Here is a 23,553-nt window from a genome sequence, read left to right as displayed (position 1 = left end):
GCTGCCCGGCAGGTCAGTCGCGCAACAGGTCGTTCAGGCTGGTCTTGGAGCGGGTCTGCGCATCCACCGTCTTGACGATGATGGCGGCGTAGGTGCTGTAGTCCTGGCCCGACTTGGTCTTCTTGGGCAGGTTGCCGCTGATGACCACGCTGCCCGAGGGCACGCGGCCATAGCTGATCTCGCCTGTGTCGCGGTTGAAGATCGGCGTGCTCTGGCCGATGTACACGCCCATGCCCAGCACCGAGTTTTCTTCGACGATCACGCCTTCGACCACTTCGGAGCGGGCGCCGATGAAGCAGTTGTCCTCGATGATGGTCGGGTTGGCCTGCAGGGGCTCCAGCACGCCGCCCAGGCCCACGCCGCCCGAAAGGTGCACGTTCTTGCCCACCTGGGCGCAACTGCCCACGGTGGCCCAGGTGTCGACCATGGTGCCTTCGTCCACGTAGGCGCCGATGTTGACGTAGCTGGGCATCAGGATCGCGCCCTTGGCGATGTAGCTGCCACGGCGGGCGACGGCGGGCGGCACGATGCGCACGCCGGCCTGCTTCAGCTCATCGGCCGACAGGTGCGAGAACTTGGTCTGCACCTTGTCGTAGAAGCCCAGGCTGCCGGCCTGGATCTGCTCGTTGTCCTTCAGGCGGAAGGACAGCAGCACGGCCTTCTTGACCCACTGATGCACCGTCCATTGGCCCACGCCTTCGCGGGTGGCCACGCGCAGGCTGCCGTTGTTGAGCTGGACGATCACATGCTCGACCGCGTCGGCCACTTCCTTGGGGGCCTGGCTGGGGGAGAGGGCGGCGCGGTCTTCCCACGCGGCGTCGATGATCTGTTGCAGTTGCTGGGTCATTGGATTCGGACTCGAAGGGAGAGGCGAGAAGAAGTGGGGCGCGGCTCAGGCCGAAGGTGCCTGGGTGGCGAATTCGGCGATGCGGCGCGCGGCTTCGGTGCATTCGGCGGTGTCGGCCACCAGGGCCATCCGCACGCGGCCGCGGCCGGGATTGCTGCCTTGCGCCTCGCGCGCCAGGTAGCTGCCGGGCAGCACCGTCACATTGTATTGAGCGTACAGGGCGCGGGCGAAGGCCGCGTCGTCGCCGTTCCAGGCTGCGGGCACGCCGGCCCACAGGTAGAAGCTGGCGTCGGGCAGGCGCACATCCAGCACCGACTCCAGGATCGGCGTGACGGTGGCGAACTTGCGGCGGTACTGCTCGCGGTTGTCCACCACATGGGTCTCGTCGCCCCAGGCCGCGATGCTGGCGGCGGCCACGAGGCCGCTCATGGCGCTGCCGTGGTAGGTGCGGTAGAGCAGGAAGCGCTTGATGATCTCGGCGTCGCCGGCGACGAAGCCGCTGCGCAGGCCGGGCACGTTGCTGCGCTTGGAAAGCGACGTGAGCGCGATCAGCCGGCGGAAATCGCGGCCCAGCTTGGCCGCGGCTTCCAGTCCGCCCAGGGGCGGTTCGTCGCGGAAGTAGATCTCGCTGTAGCACTCGTCCGAGGCGATGACGAAGCCGTGCTCGTCCGAGAGGGCGAAGAGCTTGCGCCATTCGTCGAGCGGCATGACGGCCCCGGTCGGGTTGCCCGGCGAGCAGACATACACCAGCTGGGTCCGCTGCCACACCTCGGCCGGCACGCTGTCCCAGTCCACCGCGAAGTTGCGGGCCGGGTCGCTGGGTGCGTACCAGACGTCGGCGCCGGCCAGCAGGGCCGAGCCCTCGTAGATCTGATAGAAGGGATTGGGCGAGACGACGATGGGCCGCGGGGTGCGGCTGCTGTCGACCACCGTCTGCGCCAGCGCGAACAGCGCCTCGCGCGAGCCGTTGACCGGCAGCACCTGCGTGGCCGGATCGAGCGCCAGGCCGTAGCGCGTTTGCAGCCAATTGGTGAAGGCGGTGCGCAGCTTCAGGTCGCCGGCCGTGGCCGGATAGCCGGAGAGGGAGTCGAGGCCCTCGATCAGGGCCTGCTTGATGAAGGGCGGGGTGGGATGCTTGGGTTCGCCGATGCCCAGGCTGATGGGCGAGTAGGCGGTGCTGGGCGTGACGCCAGCAAAGAGCTGCCGCAGCCGTTCGAAGGGATAGGGCTGCAGCCTGTCGAGCAGGGGATTCATGGGCGCGGATTATCGGGGGAGGCCGACATCCAGCGCGCCTGGCCGTGTCAGGCCAGGCAGGCGCCGTCGGCCAGCAGCTGGCGCCGCAGGGCCTGCACGTCGACCGTCCGCAGATCGGCGCGGCCATCCGAGCGCACGGCCATCGCCGCCGCCGTGCCCGCCGCCTGGCCCATCGCCATGCAGATCGTCATCACCCGCACCGCGGCCAGCGCCTCATGGGTGGCCGAGATGCCGCGGCCGGCCACCAGGGCGTTGTCCATCCCGCGCGGGATCAGGCTGCGCAGCGGGATGCGGTAGGCATGCTCCTCGCCCAGCGAGCGGTAGGTCAGCCCACCACCCGTGGCGGGGTGGATGTCGATGGGGTACGCACCCGCGGCAATCGCATCGGCGAAGGGTTCGGGCCGCAGCAGTTCCTCGGCGGTGAGCACATGGTCGCCGGCCACGCGGCGCGTCTCGCGGATGCCGACCTGCGTGCCGAAGTTGAGCAGGCGGCCATGCTCGCAGCCCGGCAGCGCGCGCTGGAGGAAGGCCGCGGCGCGCCAGGCCTGGCGGCGGCCCTCGATCTCGGCGCGGCCCAGGGCCATCGGGTCGGTGGCGTCGATGCCCAGGCGGCTGATGTTGAACCACCCGTCGTCGGAGAACGGGTCGCGCGCCAGATGCAGCGCTGCCCGGGCCAGCTCGCCCTGCTCGAAGCCGCGGCGGGCGATGGCCTCCTTTTCTTCGCTGCTCAAGGCGTCGAGCCGCGCGAAGTCGATGGGGCCGAAGCGGAACATCATGGTTGCGGGCTGCAGGGCCTCGCCATCGCCCAGTTCGAGGAAGGTGGCGCTGGCGTGCTTCATGGCGTCCATGTCGCCCGAGGTGTCGATCAGCACCTGGGGGCGCACGGTGCGGGCGCCGCCCTTGGTCAGCACGCGCACCGAGGTGATGCGCCGGCCTTCACGCTGCACATCCAGCAGCGTGGCATGCAGCAGCGGCTGCACGCCGGCCTCGCGCACCAGGTCGTCCAGCACCAGCTTGAGCAGCTCGGGCGCGTATTCGACCCGGTCCATCCGGTGGCCGGTGGACATGACGAAGCTGTGGTGCTCGCCCGCGCCGCCGTAGTCGCGCAGGCGCTCCACCACCTCCTGCGCCAGGCCGGCCACCACGCGGCGGCCGGCAGCCGTCTGCCAGCTGTTGAATTGGGCGACGGCCCCGGCCGTGGCGTTGCCGCCGAGGAAGCCGTAGCGCTCCATCAGCACGGTGCGGGCACCCTGGCGCGCGGCGGCCACCGCGGCCACCGTGCCCGCCACGCCCCCCCCGCAGACCAGCACGTCGGTCTCGATGGCGGGCAGGGCGTCGGCCGGCTTCGTCGTCGTCAGCGTCATCGACTCAGCCCGCCTTGATGCCGCGCGATTTCACGATGTCGGCATAGCGGCGCGTCTCGGCCTGCAGGAAGCGGGCGGTGGCCTGGCGGTCCATCACCACGGGCTCCACATTGAGCATGGCGAACTTGGACTTGACCGTCTCCGACGCCAGCACCTTGGCGAGCGCCGCTTCGAGCCGTGCGAGCCCGGCCGGCGCAATGCTGCCGTGCGGCGCCAGCAGGGCCGCCCAGCCGCGCACCTCCAGCGCCGGATAGCCCAGCGACTTGACCGTCGGCACACCCGGCAGGTCGGCCACCGGCTGCGACGAGGACACGGCGAGCGCCCGCAGCTTGCCCGCTTTGATGTGCGGCGCCACGCTCGGCAGGTTGAGGAAGCCGAAGCCCAGCAGGCCGCTGATCAGGTCCGGCATCAGCGCGCTTTCGCCCTTGTAGGCCACCGGCACGATCTCCGCGCCCACCTGGCCCGCGAAGATCTCCGAGGCGATGTGCGCCAGCGTGCCGTTGCCGCTGTTGCCGGCGCTCAACTGCCCCGGTTTGGCCTTGGCCTGCGCCACCAGCTCCTGCATCGAGCGGATGGGCGAGCTGGCCGGCACCACCAGCACCAGTGGCTGGTCGGAGACCATGCCCACGGCATCGAAGTCGGCGATGGGGTCGTAACCGATCTGCGGATTGAGCGCGGGGTTGATGACCATGCTGTTGCTGGCCATCAGCAGCGTGTGGCCGTCGCGCGCCTGGGCCGCGGCCATCACGCCGATGGCGCTGCCGGCGCCGGGCTTGTTCTCGACGATCACGGCCTGGCCGAGCAGCGGCGAGAGCAGGTCGCCCAGCACCCGCGCCGAACTGTCCGCGCCACCGCCGGGCGCGAAGGGCACGATGATCCGCACGGTCTTGGTGGGCCATTCGGCCTGGGCGTAGGAGGTAAAGGGCAGGGCGCCCGCGCCAGAGGCGGCGAGCCAGCCGAGCGCAGCCCGGCGGGTGAATCGAACTGTCATGGAATGCGGTGTCTCCGTCTTTCGCTACGGCCGGGATCATGGCCGTTCGCGCGCTTGTCGTGAAATACCAAGACGCGCGATCTGCATAACATGTCGTTATGCAAGAGCAGCCCATTCGCCGCCCATGAATCTGCGCCAGATCGAAGTCTTCCGCGCCGTGATGCTGGCCGGCTCCATCACCGATGCAGCGCGGCTGCTGCACGTGTCGCAGCCGGGCATCAGCCGCATGCTGTCGCACATCGAACTGCAGCTGGGCCTCAAGCTCTTCGAGCGTGGCCGCGGCCGGCTGAGGCCGACGCCCGAGGCGCAGGCGCTGTACGAGGAGGTCGAGTCTGTCTACCGCGGCGTGCGCGGCATCGAGACGCGCGCCCAGGCCCTGCGCGACGGCACCGGCCTGCGCCTGCGCGTGCTGTGCAGCCCCAGCGCCGGGCTGGAACTGGTGCCGCGGGCCTTGCATGCGCTGTCGCAGCGCTTTCCGTCGGCGCAGCTCTACATGGAGACACTGCGTGCTCGGGAAATGGTTGGCCAGCTGGTGCACCACGAGGCCGACATCGCCATCTGCACGCTGCCGGTCACGCATCCGCTGCTCACGGCGCAGACGCTGGGGCACTGGACGATGGGCTGCGTCTTTCCCGCCGATCACGCCTTCGCCCAGCGGCGGACCGTGCGCATGACCGATGTGCTGCGCGAGCCGCTGATCGCCTTCAGCGAGGACACGCCGCAAGGGCAGTTGATGCGCAAGGCGGCGGAGAAGGCGGGGCAGGTGCCGGCCTCACGAATCGAAGTGCGCTCGGGCCAGGCGGCCTGCGCGCTGGTGGCCAGCGGAGCGGGCGTGGCGCTGGTGGATGACCTGACGGCGCGGGCGTGGCAGAACGAGCGGCTGGCGTGGCGGCCGATTGCGGCGGCACCGACCCAGCCGGTGCTGGCGGTGCGTCATGGGGCGATGCCGCCTTCGAGTTTGGCGGATGCGTTGGTGGGGTTGGTGAGGGAGCAACTGAAAGAAAAGCGGTGAGCCCGTGCGGCGGGCCGGGCCGTGTTCTCGATTGGCCTTGGGCACCCATCCGGCTTGGATGGGCCGTGCGCGATCGGCGCCTCTCATTTCGCAAGAGCCTCCCTGCCTGAATGTCGCCCTACACGGTTGCACGCTGTTGACGGCGACAGGCCTACCACGGTCTTTCAGCCGCGCGTGGCGGTGATGCAAACTCGCGCGCATGAGCAACTTCTTCGAGAGTCCCTTCAAAGGCAGGCTGCTGAGCGAGCAGGTCACGAACCCCAACATTGCAGTCGGGCGCTTTAGCTACTACTCGGGCTATTACCACGGGCACAGCTTTGACGACTGCGCGCGCTATCTCCTGCCGGACCGGGACGATGTGGACAAGCTCATCATCGGCAGCTTCTGTTCCATCGGCTCAGGGGCCTCCTTCATCATGGCAGGGAACCAAGGGCACCGGGCGGACTGGGCGTCCTCATACCCGTTCTTCTACATGCAGTATGAGCCTGCCTTTGCGTCCGCACGAGATGCTTTCATTCCGGCCGGCAATACGGTGATCGGCAACGACGTGTGGATCGGTGCCGAAGCGATGATCCTTCCAGGGGTTTCCGTCGGGCATGGCGCTGTCATCGGCAGCAGGGCGGTTGTCACCCGGGACGTGGCGCCCTACGCCATCGTGGCGGGGAACCCCGCCAAGGAGATTCGCAGGCGCTTCCCAGCGGAACAGGTTGAGATGTTGCTTGAAATGCAGTGGTGGGATTGGCCTCTGCCCGCCATCGAAGCCGCCATGCCCCTGCTTTGCTCAGGAGACATCCAAGGACTTCATGAACATTGGCGGTCAGGGGTGTGACTCCCGAATCGGCATCTCATGGCTGCACTGCGAATCATCTGACACCCAACCCCTCCATTTCCGCTTTGGCAAACAGCGCAATATCCGCACACCGCGCCACCCACAGCTGATCGCGCACGGTCGCCAAGTATTCGAAGAATCGCCGCAGGTGCTTGAGCCGAAAGGCGTGCATCAAATAGGGATGCAACGACACATTGAAGATCAGCGGCTGCCGCCGTGACTGGCGCAGCATCTCGTCCACCTGGTCGATGAGCATGTCGGCCCATTCCTCGGGCGTCCATTTCGCGCCATGCAGGGCGGTGATGTCGTTGGTCGGCCGGGCATAGGGCAGCGCCACCAGCGGGCCGTGCGCGGTCCGCAGCATCACGGGCTGGTCGTCCATCATCCAGTCCATGACGTAGGCGTAGCCGTTGCGCGCCAGCAGGTCCGGCGTGCGCGGGGTTTCGTTGACCCACGGTCCCATCCATCCCTTCGGCGCCTTGCCTTCTTCGGCACGGAGCCGGGCGGTGACGTTCTCGATCATGCGCGCTTCGGCCTCCGCATCCATTTCGGCCTGGCGCTCCGCGTTGGTGTGGCCGTGACCCACGATCTCGTCGCCGCGCCGCCGCAACGCATGGGCGATCTGTGGGCAGCTGTCGTAGATCGCGGTGTTGAGCAAGGCACTGGCGGGCAGGTCGAACTCGTCGAGCAGTTCCAGCAGCCGCCAGATGCCCACGCGGTTGCCCCAGTCGCGCCAGGTGTGGTTCACCACATCGGGTTCGGGCTGGCGTGGGTTCAGCTCGGGACCCATGCCCTCGCCGAAGGGAAAGGCCTCGATGTTCAAGGCGACATAGAACGCGAGCCGCGTGCCGTTGGGCCATTCGTAGGTCGGCCGTTCGACGATGGGCGAATAGTCGTAGCGCCCGTGCGTGGGCAGGGTGCGCAGGGGCGAAGCAGGTTCGGTCATGTCCGGCCTTTGACGATCAGGGCGACCACGCCGCCGCCCGGTGGGGCCTGCTGGATGGGGTCGCCGGAGACGAAGAAGCGCGTGCTGCCGAACAGACTGCCCAGCAGGCCCGACTGCGCCGCCCGCATGTGGCTGTCCGGCGAGTACGCGGAGGTGAAGATGCCGGTGCGGGCGCCGCGCACCTGGCCGTCCGGGGTCGGCCCGGCCTTGCTGAAGACGGCCAGCAGGCGCTCGGGCTCGGTCAGTTCGCCGGCTTCGTCGAAGCGCAGGCCTAGCGCCACGGCCAGCCGGCGGATGCTGGCGGCGTCGAGCATGTCATGGGGATGACAGACGCCCAGGCGCAATGCACCGCCTTGCCCGGTCGCATCGTTCGTATGGCCCAGCACGACGGCCTCGACCCATTCCTGTTCCGGGCCAGCAAAGGTCATCGCCTTGGCGCTGCGCAGGGTCGGATCGTTCGCGATCGCATCGGGCCCGATGCGCGCACGCTCGATCTCGCCCAGCGCCACCGCCGCACCGAGCGCCGCGATGGCGCGCCCCCGGTGCTGGTCGCTGCGGTGCGGCGAGCCGGCACAGCGGCTGGCGAGCAGCGTCGGACATTTCAGGATGGCGAGGGCGACCTGGTCCGCAGCGAGGCCGGCGTCGGCACAGGCGGCGCTTACGCAGTCGGCGACCGCATCGATGGCTTCGGGCTCGCCGACGACAGCCGGTGGCAGCGCGGCCGAACGCGCGATGCCCAGGCGCAGCCCCGGGCCGTCATGCGCTTGCGTGGAGCGGCGCTCGATCAGCGCATAGCCGCCCGGGGTCGCCACGCCTTCGCAGCCATTGGCCAGCACGGCGACGGCGCGTCCGGCCACAGTCCAGGGCGTCAGCAGCGGATCCAGCGCGGTGCGCGACAGTTGCCGAGCGAAGTCGTTGGTGGCCGTGTGGCCCTCGGTCTTGACCAGCACCGCCAGCCGCGCCACCGAATCGGCATCGCCGATCAAGGCCTGCAGCCCGGCGTAGTCGGCCGGGTGGGCCATGTCGAACCAGTGGACTTCGGTCATCGCACGCTTCAGGCGGTTTGGCCCATCATGGCCTGCAGCTTGTCCGGTGCCAGCTCGTCGTGGTTGGCCGTCGCGAAGCGGCGGCCATGCTCGGGGGCATCGTCCAGGAACAGTGCGCGCGTCACGCCGGAGATCACGCGCGGGGCCGTGTACTTGATGTTGCTGTTCGATGCCGCGCTGGGGCCCAACGAGAGCGTCGCGCCCCGCGTGGTCGTGAACAGGTGGTCCAGCCAGGGTGCGCAGCCTGGCGTCTTTTCGGTGAACTCGCCGAAGCGGCCGAGGTAGGGGAAGCGGCCCAGCCGAGGTTCGGCCTTCGCCGCGGTCGGCACATGGCGGTCGGCCCACAGCGCCGCGTACGGCAGCAGCCCGGCGAACTCCGGCCGCTGCGCCAGGTCCACGAAGGCGCCGGTGGCCGCGAAGACGAAGTCGAAGCGCTCCTGGCCCTGCGGCGTGTCGACCAGCACCTGGCCCGCGTCTTCGCGCACGGCCAGCCAGGGCGTCGACGCCTTCATGACGAAGCCGGGCAGGCTGACCGCGCGGTCGAAGGTCGGCACCGGGGGTGGCTGGCCGATGCGGTAGAGCTCCTGCATGTAGGCCCAGCGCTGGTCGTCGGACAGCTCGGGGTAGTGCGCCAGAAAGCCGGCGAACTCCATCCAGCGCCGCGGGTTGGTGCGGGGCAGGGCGGGGCGGCGAAAGCACAGCACCGCCTCGCGCGCGCCGGCCTCCAGCGCGGCGATGGCGGCGTCGAAGGCCGCCGCGCCGGAGCCGAGCAGGCCGACCCGCTGGCCCTCGAATCGGCGGAAGTCGATCGGCCAGTCGCTGGTGTGGGCATAGAGGTTGTTGGGCAGGTGCTCGCTGATGAAGTCGGGCACGACATGGCCGCCCGACGCTTCCGCGCCGCCCGAAAAGACCACGGTGCGGGCCCACACCGTGTCGACCCGGTCCCTGCCTCGGACCGTGAGCCTGAACAGCTGACAGTCGGTTGCGCTGGGCCAGGGCTCCACGGCCGTGACCTCGACCTCGTTGACCATGTCGATGCCGGTCACCTCGCGGTACCAGCCCAGATAGGCCTGCCAGTCCGGGCGGCTGATGCGGAAGAGCTGCTCCCAGCCATCGGCGCCGTGCTGCGCCTCGTACCAGGCGCGGAAGGTGAGGCTGGCGTTGCCGAGGTCGTGGCCGGTCGGGTCCTTGGGCGTGCGCAGCATCTTCATGCGGCCGAAGGTCATCCATGGTCCTTCGAGGCCGCGCGGGTTTCTTTCGAACACGCGCACGCGGTCGACGCATTCGCGCCGCAGGCCATGCGCGATGGTCAGGCCGAACTGCCCGCCGCCGACGATGGCGCAGTGCAGCACCGCCTCGGGCGCGACGTCGACGCCCATCGCGCGCAGCCGGGCGGCGTCGAAGTCGAGCACCCAGGGCTTGGCGGGGTAGGCCAGGTAGCTCAGGTCGCGCTGCACGCGCGCGCTCAGGGCCTCGAGCGAGTCAGAGGGCATGGGGAATCTCCAGGGAAGAAGGGTTGCGACAGAGGCCGACGAACTGCGCCAGCGCCACGGAAGGGTTGTCCAGACGCCAGGACACGGCCAGTTCGAGGGCGTCGTGGCCTTCGAGCAGTGGCCGGTAGACGACGTCCCGCACTTCCAGGTCGCGCAGTTCGTCGCTGACGATGCCCAGGCCCAGGCCGGCCGCCACCAGGCCCAGCACCGTGGGCATGTGGGTGACTTCGTGCGCGATCTGCAGGTTGAGCTTGGCGCGCGTGAGCAGCGTCATCAGCTGCGCATGGAAGCCGGGGCCGAGCCGACGCTGCGGCGTGATGAGCGGCTCGTTGCGCAGGTCGTCGAGCGTGATGCTGCGTTGCCGCGCCAGCGGATGCCGCACGTGCACCGCGACCATGAAGGAGCGCTTGGCGATCACGCGCGAGGTGAGGCCCGGCTCGTTGCGCAGGGCACGGCCGATGGCGACGTCGACGCGCCGCGCGTACAGCGCCTCGATCTGCTTGTCCGTCAGCATCTCGACCAGCCGCAGCGAGACCTCCGGCATGTGCTCGGCGGCCTGGCGGATCAGCTCGGGCACCACGTCGAACACGCTGGAGCCCGTGACGGCCACCACCAGCTGGCCGGCGGCGCCATGCGCGGCGCGGCGGCTGGCATCGCGCGCGGCCGACACACGCTCCAGGATGTCGCTGGCATGCTTGATGAACTCCCGCCCGGCCTCGGTCAGCACGCTGCCGCGCGGCCCCCGCACCAGCAGCGGCATGCCCACCTCGGCTTCCAGCTCCTTGATGGCCTGGCTCAGCGAGGGCTGCGAGATGTGGAGCGTGGCGGCGGCGCGGGTAACGTTCCCGGTCGCAGCGATCGCCTCAAAGTAACGGAGGTGCCGCAGTTCCATCGAAAAGCATTCGGTTCAGGGCGTGGAGCCGGTCGTGCAGGGCTTGCGGGGCGCCGCGCGTCGCAGCAGCCTCGTCGACGGGAAGGTGTTCCAGCACCAGCGCCAGGTCGCGCCGAAGCCAGTCGAACAAGGTGCTGTCGGCCGGGGCGCGCGTCAGTGCCGCGCGGTGCTGGGCCATCTGCACGGAATGGGCGCTGCCGGCGGCTATCGCATCGAAGCAGCGTGCGAGGTCCAGGCCCTGCAGGGCCGCAAAGCCCGTGGCTGCCAGCAGGCCGGCGTTGATGCCGGCGATGGCGATCTGGTTGGTCAGCTTGCCCGCCTGGCCTGCACCGGCCGGGCCCAGGTGGGTGAGGGTGGCGCAGTAGGCCGAGAGCAGCGGGCGCACATGCGCGACCGCACCCGGCTCGCCGCCGAGCATGGCCGACAACGTGCCCGCGCGCGCCCCCGCGGCAGCGCCGGAAAGCGGCGCATCGACCCACATGGCGCCAGCCTGCCCGGCGTCGGCCGCGAACTGCCGCGCCGCGGGGACCGAGGTCGTCGTGTGGTCGACGACGCAGAGCCCAGGCACGAGCGCCTCGTGCAACCCGCCCGGTGCCTGCCACAGGCGCTGCAGCGCGGCTTCGTCACTGACGCAGGTGATGACGGCGGCGGCGCGGCACGCGCGCACCGCGTCGCACACCGATCCGGCCGTGAAGACCCGGCCGCCGGGCAGCGCATCGTGCAGTTCCGGCTGGCGGTCCATGCCCCAGACCGGGACGCCGGCTGCATGCAGCCGCAGCGCGATCGGCAGGCCCATCGTGCCCAGGCCGATGAGCAGCACGGGCGTGCGCTCGGCGGGCGGTGCGTCGCCCACCGGGCCGTCCGCGGCCTCGCCGGCGGTGGGCGAGGTCATGTGCGCTCCTCGGGGTGGTAGCGAAGCGAAAGCACGTCGGGCCGCCCGTAGTGCCCGTTGGTGTCGATGATGGCTTTCGACAGCTTGATCATGCGTGCCGGGCAATCGGCATAGACGATGGTGTCGCCATACACCGGGCCCACCAGCGGCACGCCGGCCGGCGCGATCACCATGCTGCCTCCGCGCGCGTACGAGATGTTGAGCGAATCGCGCATCGGAAAGTCGGCAGGAATCGACGCCTCGTCGATCAGCCCGACCGCGCAGACCACGAAAGCACCGGCCTCGTTGGCATGCGCGCGGCACGAGGCATAGCCGATGAAGTGGCTGCCGTCCGGGTCTTCCACCTGCATCTTCGGGCCGCTCCACACGTTGAACGCGCCGGGGTAGAGCGCGATGTGGAAGTCTTCGCCCTGCGAAATCATGCGGGCCCGGGCCAGGGTCATCACATGCTCGCCGCAGATCAGCCCGCCCACGCGGCCGACGGCCGTTTCGTGCACATACAGGTCGTCGCCCGCGCCCTGGCCCCAGAAGGCCGATTCGACGAAGGTCGGCCGCAGCTTTCGGTGCTTGCCGACGATGCGGCCGTCGTCGCCGATGGTGAGCATCGTGTTGTAGAGCGTGTGCACGCCCGGGCGGGCGTCGAGCTCGTTGCAGCCGATGACGACCGTCACGCCGCTCTGCGCCGCCGCCTCGCACAGGCGCTGGCTCTGCGCACTGGGGATCAGCAGGGCGTTGTCGAAGAAGCGGCTGCGCACGTCCATCCAGGCGTGCGAATCGCTGTTCCAGCCTTCGTCCCAGTAGGGATAGCCGGCCAGCCAGCTTTCGCTGAACACCACCAGCGAAGCGCCGCCCGCGGCCGCCTCGGCGATCTTGCGGCAGGCCTTGTCGATGGAGCGCTCGAGGTCGAGGAAGACGGGGGGTGTCTGGACGATGGCCACGCGCACGCTCTCGCGCCCCGCCATGATCTTGCCGGCGGCACTCATCGTGCGGCCCCGGTGGCGCGCTGCCATGCCGAAATCGGTGCCACCCAGCCGAAGAAGCGCTCGACGTTCCACAGCGTCGCCTGCCGCAGGAAGTCGGGCCCGGCATGGTGCGTCGCGTCTTCCAGCAGCAGCGCGAAGTACTCGTGGCCGTAGGCGTCGCGCAGGCTGGTCTCCACGCAGACGTTCGCGGCCACGCCGCAGAACACCAGGTTGCGCATGCGCCGCGCGCGCAGCAACTGGTCGAGGCTGGTTCCGGCGAAGGCGCTGTAGCGGGACTTGCGGATCACCGGCTCGTCGGCGGCCGGCGCCATCTCGTCCACCAGTTCGTAGTCCCAGGTGCCGTCGGTGATGAGCCGGCGTGCCAGCTCGGGCCGCTCGCGCATCAGCACCTGCGCTTCCGACTTGTGCCACACCGGCGCGGTGGCGCCGCCCACGCACAGGTGCATCGCGTCGAAGCCGCTCTGGATGAAGATCACCTGCACGCCGGCCCGCCGCGCCGCCGCGACGGCGGCCACCACCTGCGCCACGGTGCGCGGCGCATGCGCCAGGTCGTAGCCCACGTTGTCGAAGTACCCGCCCGGCTTGAGAAAGCCGTTCTGCATGTCGACGACGATCAGCGCGGTCTCGTCCGTGCGCCATTGCACCGCGCCGGGTCTCGCGTCGATGGCGAGGGTGCCGTCCATCAGGCGCTCCGCTTCAGCGGATGGATGGTGGCGGTCTGCGCGGGTGCAAGCACGCGGTCGAGGACCCAGTTGTCCAGTGCATGAACGATGCGCTCCTTGGCCGCGAAGCGCCCGGGATGCACGATGCCGGCGCGCAGGCCGCGCTGCTGCTGCACCGAGATGGCGTTGTCTTCGGCCACCACGCGGTCCTGCCGCTTGTAGTAGCGCTGTGCGACCTCTTCGAAGTCGGGCTGTGCGACGCGCGAGCGCGGGAACATCGAGGTGTGGACGATCCGCGTCTGCTCCGGCCCCATCGGCAGGCACTGAAAGGACCACATCGTGTCGATGGTCAGCGCGAGCATGGTGCCGGGGTAGACGAGCATGAAGCGGCTGCCGCGCACCGACTCGCCGTGCAGACTCTCGATGGGGGCGAATCCGGTGTCGCCGTCGAGCAGGGCGAGCGTGCCGTCGTGCTGCTCGAAGATGGCCGTGTACTGGCCGTTGCCGCTCGGCTCCTCGGGATGATTGACGGCCTTGTGGCTGCTGATGGTCGCGCGGTGCACCGTCGGGATGTGGTAGCCCTCCATGAAGTTCTCGACCCACACCTTCCAGTTGCAGGCCACATCGTGCGTGACGATGCGCGTGGCCACCATGTCGCCGAGCTGGTACATCGCCAGCCGGTCGGGCAACTCGCCCAACCATTCGAGCAGCGGCGGCGCGCCGTCGTCGAGGCAGACCCAGATGAAGCCGTCGCTGACGCCGACGCGCGCGGCGACCAGAGGGAAATCGGCCCGGTCGAAGTCCTGTGTCGCCTCCATGCCGGCACAGCCGCGCAACTCGCCCTCGAGGTTGTAGCTCCAGGCGTGGTAGGGGCAGACGATGGCGCGCTCGTTGCCGCAAGCCTGGCCTGCGGGCACGTCGAGAAGCCGGGCGCCACGGTGCCGGCATGCATTGACGAAGGCGCGGATGTCGCCTTCGCGGTCCCGCAGGATGACCAGCGACAGTCCCGCCTGGTCATGCGTGAAGAAGTCGCCGGTGTTCGGAATGCGATCGGCACGGCCCACCATCAGCCAACTGCGAGCGAACACGGTCCCCAGTTCGCGCTGGAAGAAGCGGGCATCGTGGTAGCAATCGGCCGGCAGGCCATGCGCCTGCAGCAGAGGCTTTCGAACGTTGTCGTAACGGGTCGAATCGAAGATCGCGTCCATGGGAATCCATCCTGCAGAACATTGAGAGGGCCTATGGCGGCCTCTTTGCGCCGCTTTGGCGCGCAGCAAAGCGCATGCCATCCGCTGGGCCCGATTGCGAGCCTTCGGCCGGGGCGCAGGTCAGCCATAGGCATCAGCTATGTCCAGACTTTTTCGCAGGGAAGCTTCAAAGGAAGATCGGATGGCTGCCGCGAAGCACGGTCCTGCGGCTTGGCCAAAGGACCTCGGGGCATGGAATTTGCGGCCGCAGCGCCCATGCATGCCTTCGCGCCCAACCCTTTCATCGAGCCGCCCTCCCTGAGCGATGCGGCCCTGGCGGCGCAGTACGACAACAACAGCGCGGCCCGCAATGCCGACGACCTGGCCGCCCTGCGCGCGCTGTCGGCCGACGCCTTCGCGCACCGCATCGGGCATGCCACGCATCGATTCAGTGCTGGCGACGATGGCTGGGTCGATGTCTTCCTGCCGCCCGGTGCGCCGGGGCCGGTGCCGGCGATGGTCTTCGTGCACGGCGGCCGCTGGCGCCTGAACACCAGCCGCGAGACGGCCTTCTGGGCCGATGCCTGCATGCGGCAAGGCATGGCCTGGGTGGGCATCAACTTCGCCGCGCTTGGCCAGAGCAGTCTGCCGGCCATCGTGGCGGAGGTGGAAGCGGCCATCGCCACGGTCGTCGCGCAGGCGCAGGCCCTGGGCATCGATCCGGCAGCGATCGCCCTGGCCGGCCATTCGTCGGGCGCGCACCTGGCCCTGTCGGCGGCCGTGACAGCGCGCCCGTGGGCGGGCCGCATGCGTGCGCTGCTGCTGCTCGGCGGCATGTACGACCTGCGGCCGCTGGCGCGCAGCATTCCCCAGGTCACCCTGGGCTTCACGCCGGAAGAGGCCGTCGCCTGCAGCCCATTGCTGACACTCGAAGCCTTGGCCCACGCAGCGCAACGGCCGACGCTGCCACCCGTGCTGGTTGCCGTCGGTGAACAAGAGTCGCCGGAGTTCGTTCGGCAGGCGCAGGCGCTGCATTGGCGGCTTAAGAGCCTGGGCGCCCACAGCCGCCTGCTGCCCATCGAGGGCCGCGCGCATTTCGACGCGGCGCTGGAGTTCAACGCTCCCGATTCGCAGATGCGTGCCTTTGTGGCGAGGGCCATCGCGCCCGCGCAAAGCGCCGCATGACGCTGGCGCTGCGCAGCCTTCGCAATGTTCGGCCCGGTGACGCGCCGGCCGATGCGCCGCGCGTGGACATCGGCATCGAGGGTGGCGTGATCCGCTCGATCGGCCTGGCTGGCAGCATTGCAGGGCCGCCCGGCCCAGCGGACCTGGACGGCAGCGGCCTCATTGCCTTCCCGGGCTTCGTCAATGCGCATGCGCATTCGAACGAGATGTTCGAACAGGGCAGTTGCGATGGCGAGCCGCTCGAAGTCTGGCTGGCACTGGCCTATCCGCCGCTGGGCGGCGACGCCATTCCCGTGCGCTGGCATTACCTGCGCGCCATGATGCTGGCGCTGCGTTCGCTGCGCTCGGGGGTGGCCGCGCTGCATGACGACTTCCTCAACCCCGGTGGCGATGAAGAGGCTCTGCAGGCCGTGCTCGATGCCTACGACGATGCAGGCCTTCGCGCTCGGGTGGCGGTGACGCTGTCCGACCGGGCTTACCTCGACGGGCTGCCGTTTGCGCGCTCGGTGTTCGACCATGGCCTGAGCGCGCGCCTGGACGCCAATCCACCGCGCGCGCTGGACGCGCAGTTCGATGTGTTCCATCGCGCCCGTCATGCGCTGTCGGCGCGCGGCCATTCGCGGCTCGGCCTGTCGCTGGGTCCGCGCGGCCCGCAGCGCTGCACGCCCGCGTTGTTGCGCCGCGTGGCCGACACCGCTGCGGCACACGCGGTGCCGGTGCACATGCACGTGCTCGAATCCCGCACCCAGGCCGTCACCGCACAGCAGCAGTACGGCTGCAGCTTCATCGAAGTGCTCGACGAGGCCGGGCTGCTCGGCCCGCAAATGGCGATGAACCACGCCGTGTGGCTGACCGATGCCGACATCGAACGCATCGCGCGGCGAGGCGCGCGCGTGGTGCACAACCCGCTGTCGAACTTCAAGCTGGCCAGCGGGCGGTGCCCGGTCGGGCGGCTGCTGGCCGCGGGCGTGGAGGTCGCCATCGGCACCGACGGTGCCGCGACTGGCGACAGCGTCGACTACCTCGACAGCCTGCGCATGGCCTCGCTGATCCACAAGCTCGACGCCAGTGCCTCGAACCCCCCGCCCGACGCCGCCCGGCTCGTGCGCATGGCCACGGCAGATGGCGCCGCCACCATGGGCAACGCCGCCATCGCCGGCGAGATCGCCGTGGGCCGGGTCGCCGATATCACGCTGCTTGACGCGCGCGACCTGGCCTTCGTGCCGCTGCACGACCCGCGCCGCCAACTGTGCTTTGCCGCGACCAGCAGCGCCGTCCACACCGTGGTGGTCGACGGTCGCGTGGCGTTCGCCGACGGCCGTGCCACCGGCGTCGACGAGGCCGCCCTGCGCGACGAGATCGCCGAGGCGGCCGAGCGCTTTCGTCACGAGGTCTTCGCCCGTCGCAGCGCGGGCGGGCCGGTGGTCGACGCGGTGCGCCGCGTGCTGGCCCTGGCCGCGGCCGAGCGTTCCCCATTTCCCCTCTCCCGATAACCGAAGGACGATCCATGCATCGCAGACAACTTCTCCGTTCCGCCTGCCTCGCCGCCGCGCTGATTGCCGGCGCGGCCACGGCCGTGCAGGCCGACACGCTGGACAAGATCAAGAAGGACGGCGTGCTCGTCATGGCGAACGGCGGGGCCTATCCGCCCTTCGGCTATGTCGAGAACGGCACCATGGTCGGCTTCGACATCGACCTGGGCAACGAGGTGGCGCGTCGCCTGGGCGTGAAGCCCAAGTGGGAGAAGATCGACTTCAGCGGCCTCATTCCGGCGCTGAACTCCAGGCGGGTCGACTTGCTCGTCACCGCCATGACCTGGACCGCCGAACGCGCGCAGCGCATCACCTTCTCCACGCCGTACTACAACTCCGGCATCGCGGGCGGGGCCAAGCCGGCCGCCAACATCGTCAAGGCGAACGACATCGCGGGCAAGGTGGTGGCGGTGCAGATCGGCAGCGCCGGCGAGCGCTTCGTGCGCGACCTCGGCATCGCCAAGGAGGTCAAGACCTACAACGATTTCCTGCTGGCCTTCGCGGATGTGGAGGCCGGCCGGGCCGACGTCGTGGTCAACACGCTGCCCACCGTGCGCTACAACGCCGCGCGCCGCCCCAGCAAGCTGGCCGTCTCCGAAACCTGGGACAAGCGCGACGTCGGCATCAACACCCGCATGGACGACACGCGCCTGCTGGAGGCCGTGAACGCCATCCTGGCCGACCTCAAGCGCGAGGGCTTCCTCGACAAGCTCGACGCGAAGTGGTTCCAATGAGCGGCGCTGCGCTCCAAACCCTTGCCGGGCGCCACGGCGCCTTCGTGTCCGACGGCGGCGACGAGGCCTTTGCGCTGCGGCTTCGGCAGGCCCATGGCCAGGCCGGCCCGCTCGCAGGGCTGCGGCTCGCGGTCAAGGACGTGTTCGAGGTTGAGGGCCTGCGCGTGGGCGCGGGGCAGCCGGCCTGGTTCGCCGAACAGGTCGAGGCGAAGACATCGGCTCCCGCGGTGCGCGTGCTGCTGGAGGCCGGTGCGCAGTGGGTGGGCAAGACCGTCACCGACGAGCTCACCTACAGCCTGGCCGGCAACAACGCCCACTACGGCAAGCCGACCAACCCGGCGGCGCCGGACCGGCTGTCGGGCGGCTCCTCGTCGGGCTCCGTGGTCGCCGTGGCGGGCGGCCATGCGGACATCGCGCTGGGCACCGACTGCGGCGGCTCCACGCGGCTGCCTGCCAGCTACTGCGGCGTGTGGGGCATGCGCCCCACGCACGGCCGCATCGCGGCCCAGGGCTGCTTCACGCTGGCCCACAGCTTCGACACCGTCGGCTGGTTCGCCACCAGCGCCGACGCGATGACGCGCGTGTTCGAGCAACTCGCGCGCACGCGTGTCGGCACCTCGCAGGAGTTCGGTTCCCTGGTGATTGCCGCCGACGTGATGCCGCTGCTCGACGCACCGGTGCGCGCGGCCTACGTGGCGCTCATCGCCCAGCTGCGCGAACTGGCGCCTGTCACTGTGCTGCCCGAAGGAACCTTGCCCCTGGCCGACTGGGCCAACGCCTTCCGTGTGCTGCAGGCCAGCGAAATCTGGCTGCAGTTGGGCCCCTGGGTGCGCACGCGCCGACCGCACATGGGCGAAGACGTGACGCAGCGCTTCGACGCCGCGGCGCGGGTGAGCTTCGAGGAAGTGGCCCAGATGCAGCGGCTGCGGATCGACGCCAACGCCACGATGGCGCGCGTGCTGGCCGGCGGCGCCGCGATCGTCTGGCCTACGGTGCCGACGCCGGCACCGAGCCTCGATGCGTCCTTCGACGCGGTCAACGACATCCGCGCACGCTCCTTCCGCATGCTGGCGCCGGCGGGCCTGGCCGGGCTGCCGCAGCTCAGCATGCCGTGGATGCGCAGCGAGGGCGCGCCGGTCGGCCTGTCGGTGATCGGTGCGCGTGGCGACGACGAAGGCGTGCTGCGCCGCGCTCGGGTGCTGTCGGAGCGGCTTGGCCTGGCCGGCGCCGCGCACTGACGGATCGGGCGGATGGATTTCTCCTTCGACATCTTCCTGGCAGCGATCCCGTCGCTGCTCAAGGGCATGGCGATCACCGCGAAGATCGCCGCGCTCTCAGCGCTGGTCGGGCTCGTGCTCGGCATGCTCGGCGGCTTGGCGCGCGTGTCGCCGCGCCGGGTGCTGCGGCTGCCGGCGCTGGCCTACGTCACGCTGATGCGCGCCACGCCGGTGCTGGTCACGCTGCTCTTCCTGTACTACGGCCTGCCTTCGGCCGGGCTGCTGCTCGACGCGACCACGGTGGGCGTTCTGGCCCTGGGCATCACCAATGGCGCCTACATGAGCGAGATCCTCCGCGGCGGCATCGAGTCGATCGACGGCGGCCAGATGCGGGCGGCGCGCGCACTCGGCATGTCCTACCCGCTGGCAATGCGCCGCATCGTGCTGCCGCAGGCCGCGCGCCGCGTGCTGCCGCCGGTCACCAACGAACTGATCAGCCTCATCAAGAACACCTCGCTGGTCTCGACCGTCGCCATCTCCGACCTGCTGCGCGCCGGCATGGACTTCATGAGCTGGAAGGCCAACACCTTCAGTCCCTTCGCCGGCGTGGCGCTGGGCTACCTGCTGCTGACGCTGCCGCTCATCGCCATCAACGCCTGGCTCGAAAAGCGCTACCGCGTGACGTGACCTGACGCCATGACATTGCCCCACGCGCCCATCCTGCGCATCACCAATCTCCACAAACGCTATGGCGACGTCGAGGTGCTGCACGGCATCGACCTCGCGGTCCAGGCTGGCGAAGTCGTCGTCGTCATCGGCCCTTCAGGCTCGGGCAAGAGCAGCCTGCTCGCCTGCGTGAACTTTCTCGAACCCTTCCACGCGGGCGAGGTGGTGTTCGACGGCCGCCCGGTCGGTTACGGACCGGCGGGCGGCCCCATACGCCAGCGCGTGCCGGAACAGGCGCTGAACCTGCTGCGGCGCGAGCTCGGCATGGTGTTCCAGCAGTTCAACCTGTTCCCGCATCTCACGGTGCTGCAGAACGTGACCGAGGCACCCATCCACGTCAAGGGCATTGCGCCCGCGGTGGCGCGCGCCGAGGCGATGGTGCTGCTGGACAAGGTCGGCCTGGCGAGCAAGGCCGACAGCTATCCGCGCGCGCTCTCGGGCGGGCAGCAGCAGCGCATCGCCATCGCGCGGGCCCTGGCCATGCGGCCCAAGCTGATGCTCTTCGACGAGGTGACGTCCTCGCTCGACCCGGAACTCAAGGGCGAAGTGCTGCGCGTGATGCGCGCGCTGGCCGAGGAGGGCATGACGATGCTCGTGGTGACGCACGAACTCGGCTTTGCGCGCGAGGTGGCCGACCGCGTCGTCTTCATGGAGCAGGGGCGCATCGTGGAGATCGGCACGCCGGAGGCGATGTTCACCGCGCCGCAGAGCGCGCGCACGCGCGAGTTCCTGCAGGCCTCGCAGCACGGCTGAGGCCCGGCAGTACTTCAACCTCAAGGAGCCGACCATGACGACCGACGCCGGGCCACAGGCCCAGACCCTGGCCCAGCTGGAGCGCCAAGTGCAGGCCGAACTCGACCTGCTGGCCTACCCGGGGCGCGACTGGGTGCGGCCCGTCGCGCATCCGTCTGGCGCGCATGTGCACGACGTGCTGATCGTCGGCGGCGGCCAGGCCGGCCTGGCTGCGGCCTTCGCACTCCGGCGGGAGGGCGTGGCCGATGTGCAGGTCATCGACGCCCGGCCCGCCGGGCAGGAGGGCGTGTGGGAAGACTTTGCCCGCATGTCGCACCTGCGCACGCCCAAGCGCACCATCGGCATCGAATCGGGCGTGCCCAGCCTGTCCGCGCCGGCCTTCTACCGCGCCTGCTACGGCGATGCCGCCTGGGCGGCCATCGACCGCATCGAGCGGCCGCGGTGGATGGCCTTTTTGCGCTGGTTCCGGCGCATGACCGGCGTGCCGGTGCGCAACGACACGGCCTGCGTCGGGCTCGAGCCCGAGGGCGATCTGCTGCGGGTGCGCATCCGTTCGACGGCCGCGGCGGATGCCCCGCAAGCGGCGCTGCTGGCCCGCCATGTGGTGCTGGCGACCGGCTACGACGGCGCGGGTGCCTGGCGCATTCCGCCGCACATCGCCGAGGCCGTGGCGCCCCACCAGGTGAGCCATTCGAACGGGCCGGTGGACTTTGCCGCGCTCGCCGGCCGGCGCGTCGGCGTGCTGGGCCATGGCGCCTCGGCCTTCGACAACGCCTGCGTGCTGCTGGCCCATGGCGCGGCCTCGGTCGACCTGTGCTTCCGGCGCGAGCGGCTGCCCACGGTCAACCCGCACCGCATCGTCGAGTTCGCGGGCCTTCTGCGGCACTTTGCGGAGCTCGACGATGCCACCCGCTGGCAGGTCAACCGCTTCTTCGAAGTGCACGACCAGCCGCCCACCCAGAACGGCTTCGACCTGGCGCATTCCTTCGCCAACTTCCGCATGCATGCCGGCTCGCCGTGGACGCGCGTGCGGCAGGTGGGCGACGAGATCCATGTGCGCACGCCGCACGCGGACTTCGTCTTCGACCATCTGCTGTGCGCCACGGGCTCGGTGGTCGACTACGACGCGCGCGACGAACTGCGCACGCTCGGCGCCAGCGTGCAGCGCTGGCGCCATCACTACATGCCGCCGGAGGCAGAGCGCAGCGACGCCATGGGCGAGTACCCGTACCTGGGCGCCGGCTTCGAATACCAGCCGCTCGACCCGGCCCGCGATGCGTGGGTGCGCCGCGTGCACGCCTTCAACTTCTCATCGACGGTGAGCATGGGGCCCCACACCACGTCCTCCAGCGGCCACAAATACGCGGTGCCGCGTCTGGTGGGCGGCATCACGCGGGCGCTGATGCGCGAGCAGCAGGACGCGCTGCTGCCCACGCTGCACGGCTACCGCGAGGCGGAGCTGGTGTCGCCGCGCCTGTCGGGCGTGGAAGTGCCGGAGGCCCTGTGAGCGGCCGGGTGGCGGTGGTCGGGCTCGGCCGCATGGGCCTGGCGGTGGCGGCCTGCCTGGCGCGCAACGGCTTTGCACCGCTGGCCTGGGACATCGATCCGGCGCGCACCGGCTTGGCCAGCGACGAGGGGGCTGAGCCCTGCGCGACGGCGCAGGCGCTGTGCGGGGCGCTGGGGCCAGCGGGGCCGGCCCTGTGGTTCAGCGCCGTGACCGATGGCGACGCACTGGGCGCCGTCTGCTTCGGCGATGCCGGTGAGGAGGAGGGCGACAGCCGGATGGCGACCGGCATCGTCCCGCACCTGCCGGCTGGCAGCGTCCATGTGTGCCTCGGCACCATCGGCAGCGCGTGCGCCGAGGCGCTGGCGGAGCGGCACCACGCCGCCGGCCAGTATTTCGTCGCCTGCCCGGTGTTCGGCCGTCCCGATGAGGCATGGGCCGGCGATCTGACGGCCGTCGTCGGCGTGCCACCCGCACTGCCGGCCCAACGCTTGGCGGCCGTGCGCCAGGCGCTGGCGGCGTTCGCGCCGCGTGTCTTCGAGGTGCCGGGCCCGGCCGCCGCCTGTGCAGTCAAGCTCGCGGGCAATGGCTTGATTGCCAGTGCCGTGGCCGCCCTGACCGAGGCGATGTCGCTGGTGCGCGCGCACGGCGTGCCTGCCGCGTTGGCGCACCAGGTCTTCACAGCCAAGCTCTTCCGCGGGCCGGTGTACGAGGGCGTGGGACGGGCGGTCGCGCAGTCGGTCGAGCGGGTGGCGGCCGGGGAAGATTCACCGGCCGATGCACCGGGTTTCACCATCGCCCTCGGCCTGAAGGACCTGCGCTTGGCCGACGAGGCAGCGCGTGCATCACAGGTTGCCATGCCCATCGCCGATGCGGCACGCGCACGCCTGGACGCAGCGCAAGCCGCAGGCCAGGGCGGCCGCGACTGGGGCACGCTCGCGGAGGCGCTGGCCGCTCAGCGCGTGACGAAGCGGTAGCGCACGCCGAAGCGCCGGTCGAGCGCGCAGTTGTGGTGATCGACCTGGTTGGTGTCGGCCAGTTCGAGGTTGAAGAAATCGACCGTCTCGTCCTCGAAGAAGGGGCCGGCATGCCAGGTGCCGCGCGCCAGCATGATGGCCTGGTGGCCTTCCACGCGAAAGGCGCGCAGCCGCGTGATGTCGGGCGGGGCGGTGGGGTCGTCCGGTGCATCGGGCGGCGCCACGGCGATCATCCATGGTCGCCCGCCGGCGGAGGCCAGGCACTGCGTGACCGCGAGGTGCCGCGTGATCTGGCGGAAGACCGGCTCGCGCCGCTCGAGCTTCATGATGTAGAAGCGCGGCGTGCCCCGGTCGAGCGTCAACTGGGCCTCGTCGTCACCGAAGGGCTTGCCGTCGTATGTGCTCTCGATCAACGTGCCATAGGGCGCGAAGGTGTCGGCGCGGATGGACTCGACGGGAAGGTCGACGAGCCGCGCGTCGGTGGAGGAGGGGAGTGTCTCGGTCATGAGAAAGAAGGGTGCGGCGGA

The 23,553-nt window shown here is 70.0% G+C and carries 23 protein-coding genes; 10 read left to right on the top strand and 13 right to left on the bottom strand.

What is annotated here, in order from left to right; genetic code table 11:
- Nucleotides 1-13 precede the first annotated feature (13 nt).
- The 4 genes from dapD to KBC94_RS02375 are packed head-to-tail and all read right to left on the bottom strand — an operon-like array spanning nt 14 to nt 4,456.
- The gene (gene dapD, locus KBC94_RS02390; RefSeq protein WP_017760573.1) at nt 14-847 is read right to left on the bottom strand and encodes a 2,3,4,5-tetrahydropyridine-2,6-dicarboxylate N-succinyltransferase; all 834 of its coding nucleotides are present in this window, start codon (nt 845-847) and stop codon (nt 14-16) included.
- Nucleotides 848-892: 45 nt separating this feature from the next.
- Nucleotides 893-2,101: a succinyldiaminopimelate transaminase gene (gene dapC, locus KBC94_RS02385; protein ID WP_294365910.1), complete on the bottom strand. Its 1,209-nt coding sequence runs from the start codon at nt 2,099-2,101 to the stop codon at nt 893-895.
- A 47-nt stretch (nt 2,102-2,148) separates the two neighbouring features.
- Nucleotides 2,149-3,465, bottom strand: a complete 1,317-nt coding sequence (locus KBC94_RS02380) for an FAD-dependent oxidoreductase (RefSeq protein WP_294365909.1) — start codon at nt 3,463-3,465, stop codon at nt 2,149-2,151.
- 4 nt (nt 3,466-3,469) lie between these two features.
- On the bottom strand, nt 3,470-4,456 hold the full coding sequence (locus KBC94_RS02375; protein WP_294365907.1) for a tripartite tricarboxylate transporter substrate binding protein: 987 nt from the start codon (nt 4,454-4,456) through the stop codon (nt 3,470-3,472).
- 124 nt (nt 4,457-4,580) lie between these two features.
- On the opposite strand from KBC94_RS02375, the gene KBC94_RS02370 reads away from it, so the two are divergent.
- Both KBC94_RS02370 and catB read left to right on the top strand, forming a co-directional pair.
- Nucleotides 4,581-5,468: a LysR substrate-binding domain-containing protein gene (locus KBC94_RS02370; protein WP_294365906.1), complete on the top strand. Its 888-nt coding sequence runs from the start codon at nt 4,581-4,583 to the stop codon at nt 5,466-5,468.
- 199 nt (nt 5,469-5,667) lie between these two features.
- Nucleotides 5,668-6,297, top strand: coding sequence for a type B chloramphenicol O-acetyltransferase (gene catB, locus KBC94_RS02365; RefSeq protein ID WP_294365905.1), 630 nt, complete (start codon nt 5,668-5,670; stop codon nt 6,295-6,297).
- Nucleotides 6,298-6,331: 34 nt separating this feature from the next.
- Here the strand turns inward: catB and KBC94_RS02360 are convergent, their stop codons facing one another.
- From KBC94_RS02360 to KBC94_RS02325, 8 genes are read right to left on the bottom strand one after another with little or no spacing between them, the layout of a single operon-like run.
- The gene (locus KBC94_RS02360; protein WP_294365903.1) at nt 6,332-7,243 is read right to left on the bottom strand and encodes a polysaccharide deacetylase family protein; all 912 of its coding nucleotides are present in this window, start codon (nt 7,241-7,243) and stop codon (nt 6,332-6,334) included.
- Nucleotides 7,240-8,289, bottom strand: coding sequence for a ring-opening amidohydrolase (locus KBC94_RS02355; RefSeq protein WP_294365902.1), 1,050 nt, complete (start codon nt 8,287-8,289; stop codon nt 7,240-7,242). Before KBC94_RS02355 ends, KBC94_RS02360 begins: the two co-directional genes overlap by 4 nt.
- A gap of 8 nt (nt 8,290-8,297) precedes the next feature.
- Nucleotides 8,298-9,782: an FAD/NAD(P)-binding protein gene (locus KBC94_RS02350; protein WP_294365897.1), complete on the bottom strand. Its 1,485-nt coding sequence runs from the start codon at nt 9,780-9,782 to the stop codon at nt 8,298-8,300.
- Nucleotides 9,772-10,674 carry a LysR family transcriptional regulator gene (locus KBC94_RS02345; protein WP_294365894.1) on the bottom strand — a complete coding sequence of 301 codons (903 nt, stop codon included), beginning with the start codon at nt 10,672-10,674 and terminating at the stop codon, nt 9,772-9,774. The genes KBC94_RS02350 and KBC94_RS02345 overlap by 11 nt, the downstream gene beginning before the upstream one ends.
- Nucleotides 10,646-11,566 carry an NAD(P)-binding domain-containing protein gene (locus KBC94_RS02340; protein ID WP_294365891.1) on the bottom strand — a complete coding sequence of 307 codons (921 nt, stop codon included), beginning with the start codon at nt 11,564-11,566 and terminating at the stop codon, nt 10,646-10,648. Before KBC94_RS02340 ends, KBC94_RS02345 begins: the two co-directional genes overlap by 29 nt.
- Nucleotides 11,563-12,576, bottom strand: coding sequence for a carbon-nitrogen hydrolase family protein (locus KBC94_RS02335; protein ID WP_294365889.1), 1,014 nt, complete (start codon nt 12,574-12,576; stop codon nt 11,563-11,565). Before KBC94_RS02335 ends, KBC94_RS02340 begins: the two co-directional genes overlap by 4 nt.
- Nucleotides 12,546-13,232, bottom strand: a complete 687-nt coding sequence (locus KBC94_RS02330; protein ID WP_294365887.1) for an isochorismatase family protein — start codon at nt 13,230-13,232, stop codon at nt 12,546-12,548. The genes KBC94_RS02335 and KBC94_RS02330 overlap by 31 nt, the downstream gene beginning before the upstream one ends.
- Nucleotides 13,232-14,419 carry an aromatic ring-hydroxylating dioxygenase subunit alpha gene (locus KBC94_RS02325; RefSeq protein WP_294365884.1) on the bottom strand — a complete coding sequence of 396 codons (1,188 nt, stop codon included), beginning with the start codon at nt 14,417-14,419 and terminating at the stop codon, nt 13,232-13,234. The genes KBC94_RS02330 and KBC94_RS02325 overlap by 1 nt, the downstream gene beginning before the upstream one ends.
- Before the next feature lie 231 nt (nt 14,420-14,650).
- Between KBC94_RS02325 and KBC94_RS02320 the strand changes: the two genes are divergently transcribed.
- The 8 genes from KBC94_RS02320 to KBC94_RS02285 are packed head-to-tail and all read left to right on the top strand — an operon-like array spanning nt 14,651 to nt 23,026.
- Nucleotides 14,651-15,583, top strand: coding sequence for an alpha/beta hydrolase (locus KBC94_RS02320; protein ID WP_294365882.1), 933 nt, complete (start codon nt 14,651-14,653; stop codon nt 15,581-15,583).
- Nucleotides 15,580-17,076 (top strand): amidohydrolase family protein, encoded by a 1,497-nt coding sequence (locus KBC94_RS02315; protein WP_294365879.1) that lies wholly within the window; start codon nt 15,580-15,582, stop codon nt 17,074-17,076. The genes KBC94_RS02320 and KBC94_RS02315 overlap by 4 nt, the downstream gene beginning before the upstream one ends.
- A gap of 14 nt (nt 17,077-17,090) precedes the next feature.
- The gene (locus tag KBC94_RS02310) at nt 17,091-17,849 is read left to right on the top strand and encodes an ABC transporter substrate-binding protein (RefSeq protein ID WP_294365875.1); all 759 of its coding nucleotides are present in this window, start codon (nt 17,091-17,093) and stop codon (nt 17,847-17,849) included.
- Complete coding sequence (locus KBC94_RS02305) at nt 17,846-19,087, top strand: amidase (protein WP_294365874.1); 1,242 nt, start codon at nt 17,846-17,848, stop codon at nt 19,085-19,087. The genes KBC94_RS02310 and KBC94_RS02305 overlap by 4 nt, the downstream gene beginning before the upstream one ends.
- Before the next feature lie 12 nt (nt 19,088-19,099).
- Nucleotides 19,100-19,753, top strand: coding sequence for an amino acid ABC transporter permease (locus KBC94_RS02300; protein WP_294365872.1), 654 nt, complete (start codon nt 19,100-19,102; stop codon nt 19,751-19,753).
- A gap of 9 nt (nt 19,754-19,762) precedes the next feature.
- Nucleotides 19,763-20,545 carry an amino acid ABC transporter ATP-binding protein gene (locus KBC94_RS02295; protein WP_294365870.1) on the top strand — a complete coding sequence of 261 codons (783 nt, stop codon included), beginning with the start codon at nt 19,763-19,765 and terminating at the stop codon, nt 20,543-20,545.
- A gap of 34 nt (nt 20,546-20,579) precedes the next feature.
- Complete coding sequence (locus KBC94_RS02290) at nt 20,580-22,052, top strand: NAD(P)-binding domain-containing protein (protein WP_294365867.1); 1,473 nt, start codon at nt 20,580-20,582, stop codon at nt 22,050-22,052.
- The gene (locus KBC94_RS02285) at nt 22,049-23,026 is read left to right on the top strand and encodes an NAD(P)-binding domain-containing protein (RefSeq protein ID WP_294365865.1); all 978 of its coding nucleotides are present in this window, start codon (nt 22,049-22,051) and stop codon (nt 23,024-23,026) included. The genes KBC94_RS02290 and KBC94_RS02285 overlap by 4 nt, the downstream gene beginning before the upstream one ends.
- Here KBC94_RS02285 and KBC94_RS02280 read toward each other — a convergent pair.
- Complete coding sequence (locus tag KBC94_RS02280; protein WP_294365864.1) at nt 23,005-23,532, bottom strand: ureidoglycolate lyase; 528 nt, start codon at nt 23,530-23,532, stop codon at nt 23,005-23,007. The genes KBC94_RS02285 and KBC94_RS02280 overlap by 22 nt on opposite strands.
- Between the last annotated feature and the right edge of the window lie 21 nt (nt 23,533-23,553).

It is taken from the genome of Pseudacidovorax sp. (assembly GCF_017991995.1).
Taxonomy (GTDB): Bacteria; Pseudomonadota; Gammaproteobacteria; order Burkholderiales; family Burkholderiaceae_C; genus Xenophilus.
Note: the sequence above shows the minus strand (reverse complement) of the source record. Positions and strands in the feature narration are given on the sequence as shown.

What these genes read in the sequence shown, in the direction of transcription:
- dapD (WP_017760573.1), bottom strand. Translation starts at nt 847, where the DNA reads ATGACCCAGCAACTGCAACAGATCATCGACGCCGCGTGGGAAGACCGC.
- dapC (WP_294365910.1), bottom strand. Translation starts at nt 2,101, where the DNA reads ATGAATCCCCTGCTCGACAGGCTGCAGCCCTATCCCTTCGAACGGCTG.
- KBC94_RS02380 (WP_294365909.1), bottom strand. Translation starts at nt 3,465, where the DNA reads ATGACGCTGACGACGACGAAGCCGGCCGACGCCCTGCCCGCCATCGAG.
- KBC94_RS02375 (WP_294365907.1), bottom strand. Translation starts at nt 4,456, where the DNA reads ATGACAGTTCGATTCACCCGCCGGGCTGCGCTCGGCTGGCTCGCCGCC.
- KBC94_RS02370 (WP_294365906.1), top strand. Translation starts at nt 4,581, where the DNA reads ATGAATCTGCGCCAGATCGAAGTCTTCCGCGCCGTGATGCTGGCCGGC.
- catB (WP_294365905.1), top strand. Translation starts at nt 5,668, where the DNA reads ATGAGCAACTTCTTCGAGAGTCCCTTCAAAGGCAGGCTGCTGAGCGAG.
- KBC94_RS02360 (WP_294365903.1), bottom strand. Translation starts at nt 7,243, where the DNA reads ATGACCGAACCTGCTTCGCCCCTGCGCACCCTGCCCACGCACGGGCGC.
- KBC94_RS02355 (WP_294365902.1), bottom strand. Translation starts at nt 8,289, where the DNA reads ATGACCGAAGTCCACTGGTTCGACATGGCCCACCCGGCCGACTACGCC.
- KBC94_RS02350 (WP_294365897.1), bottom strand. Translation starts at nt 9,782, where the DNA reads ATGCCCTCTGACTCGCTCGAGGCCCTGAGCGCGCGCGTGCAGCGCGAC.
- KBC94_RS02345 (WP_294365894.1), bottom strand. Translation starts at nt 10,674, where the DNA reads ATGGAACTGCGGCACCTCCGTTACTTTGAGGCGATCGCTGCGACCGGG.
- KBC94_RS02340 (WP_294365891.1), bottom strand. Translation starts at nt 11,566, where the DNA reads ATGACCTCGCCCACCGCCGGCGAGGCCGCGGACGGCCCGGTGGGCGAC.
- KBC94_RS02335 (WP_294365889.1), bottom strand. Translation starts at nt 12,576, where the DNA reads ATGGCAGCGCGCCACCGGGGCCGCACGATGAGTGCCGCCGGCAAGATC.
- KBC94_RS02330 (WP_294365887.1), bottom strand. Translation starts at nt 13,232, where the DNA reads ATGGACGGCACCCTCGCCATCGACGCGAGACCCGGCGCGGTGCAATGG.
- KBC94_RS02325 (WP_294365884.1), bottom strand. Translation starts at nt 14,419, where the DNA reads ATGGACGCGATCTTCGATTCGACCCGTTACGACAACGTTCGAAAGCCT.
- KBC94_RS02320 (WP_294365882.1), top strand. Translation starts at nt 14,651, where the DNA reads ATGGAATTTGCGGCCGCAGCGCCCATGCATGCCTTCGCGCCCAACCCT.
- KBC94_RS02315 (WP_294365879.1), top strand. Translation starts at nt 15,580, where the DNA reads ATGACGCTGGCGCTGCGCAGCCTTCGCAATGTTCGGCCCGGTGACGCG.
- KBC94_RS02310 (WP_294365875.1), top strand. Translation starts at nt 17,091, where the DNA reads ATGCATCGCAGACAACTTCTCCGTTCCGCCTGCCTCGCCGCCGCGCTG.
- KBC94_RS02305 (WP_294365874.1), top strand. Translation starts at nt 17,846, where the DNA reads ATGAGCGGCGCTGCGCTCCAAACCCTTGCCGGGCGCCACGGCGCCTTC.
- KBC94_RS02300 (WP_294365872.1), top strand. Translation starts at nt 19,100, where the DNA reads ATGGATTTCTCCTTCGACATCTTCCTGGCAGCGATCCCGTCGCTGCTC.
- KBC94_RS02295 (WP_294365870.1), top strand. Translation starts at nt 19,763, where the DNA reads ATGACATTGCCCCACGCGCCCATCCTGCGCATCACCAATCTCCACAAA.
- KBC94_RS02290 (WP_294365867.1), top strand. Translation starts at nt 20,580, where the DNA reads ATGACGACCGACGCCGGGCCACAGGCCCAGACCCTGGCCCAGCTGGAG.
- KBC94_RS02280 (WP_294365864.1), bottom strand. Translation starts at nt 23,532, where the DNA reads ATGACCGAGACACTCCCCTCCTCCACCGACGCGCGGCTCGTCGACCTT.